This is a genomic window from Pseudoalteromonas rubra, from assembly GCF_000967655.1.
Lineage (GTDB): Bacteria > Pseudomonadota > Gammaproteobacteria > Enterobacterales > Alteromonadaceae > Pseudoalteromonas > Pseudoalteromonas rubra_A.
Genome location: NZ_JXYA01000147.1, coordinates 1 through 1,022, shown reverse-complemented (window position 1 = coordinate 1,022; position 1,022 = coordinate 1). Strand labels below are relative to the sequence as shown.

Genomic DNA, 1,022 nt, shown 5'->3' with positions numbered 1-1,022 from the left:
TTCAGTGCCCGGTCGAGTACATACAAACGGATCCCCGCAATCGGCGCACCAATGGGCACCGGTAATGCCGGGTCGCCATGACAGGTAAAGTGACTGACATCCACCGCCGCTTCGGTCGGACCATATAAGTTATACAGCTTGGCCAGTGGCAATTTGCTCAGCGCCTGCGCCTGTACCTCACTCGGCAGGGCTTCACCACTACATAAAATACGGCGAATGCTGGTTGCGGTATGCACCGACTCATGACCAATAAAGGCCTGCAGCATTGAGGGGACGAAGTGCAAGGTGGTAACGCCAAAGTGATTGATGGTGTCGAGCAGCTGAGTGCTATCTTTATGGGCCCCCGGCTCGGCAATCACCAGCTCCGCACCGTACATTAATGGCCAGAAGAACTCCCACACTGACACGTCAAACCCGAAGGGGGTTTTTTGCAGTACTTTGTCGTCGGCACCTATCGGATAGGCCGACTGCTGCCAGGCGATACGGTTGTAAATCGCACTATGCTGGTTCCCCACGCCTTTGGGCTTGCCGGTCGAACCTGAGGTGTAAATCACATAGGCCAGCTGGGTTGCCGGGATGTCATGCCCAGGTAACTGCGAGGGGTAGTCCGCCAGTGACAAACTTTGATAGGTGACGCGCTCAGCCAAATCGCCCAGACTGTCCAGACGCGCCAGTGAGTCATCGCCTAAGAACAACGATAGGCCACTGTTGCTGGCGATATAAGCGATACGCTCCAAGGGCAGCGACGGCTCTAATGGTACGTAAGCTGCACCGGCCTTCACCACTGCCAGAATGCTTATCACCATTTCCAGGCTGCGCTCGAACACCAGCGCAACTTTGTCTTCTGCCCCAATGCCCCGGACATTCAGGCAATGGGCCAGTTGATTAGAGGCCTGCTCCAGCTCAGCGTAAGTCATGCTTTGCTGGGCAAAGCGTAGCGCCACCGCATCGGGCGTACGCGCACTTTGCTCGCTGATCAGCGTCGTGATTGGACGCTGGTAGTCAAACGCCGGGGTGCCCGT

General features: G+C 56.7%; 1 protein-coding gene. It reads right to left on the bottom strand.

The features are described from left to right. A partial coding sequence (locus TW77_RS23985; protein ID WP_046007497.1) for an AMP-binding protein occupies window positions 1–1,022 on the bottom strand: 1,022 nt, incomplete at both ends.